The organism is Belnapia sp. AC561 (assembly GCF_979252845.1).
The window spans coordinates 1-232 of the sequence record NZ_CEEDBP010000530.1 but is presented as its reverse complement, the minus strand read 5'-3'; the positions used below and the strand labels follow the sequence as shown (position 1 = coordinate 232).

The window sequence follows — 232 nt, the reverse complement described above, 5'->3', positions numbered from 1 at the left end:
CGCAGCGCGCCAGGTCGCAGTCCAGCCGCCGGCGCAGCGCCGGGGCTTCCTGCGCGGCCGGCGGCGGCAGCGGCATGGCATCGGCAAGGCCGCCCTGGCCGGTCGGCGGCCAGCTGGTGCAGCCGGCGAGCAGCGGCACGGCCAGCCGCACCAGGGCGAGGCCCGCGAGGCCGCCACGCATGCTCAATGCGCCGGCGTGCCCCAGGCGAGTGCCGCCAGGGGCTGGTGACGG

1 protein-coding gene is annotated in these 232 nt (G+C 80.2%); it reads right to left on the bottom strand.

The annotated features are described in order from the left end of the window. Window positions 1–181, bottom strand: a 181-nt coding sequence (locus AC0IW9_RS32140) for a hypothetical protein (protein WP_471652325.1), incomplete at its 3' end; no start/stop codon positions are given. Window positions 182–232: the final 51 nt, after the last annotated feature.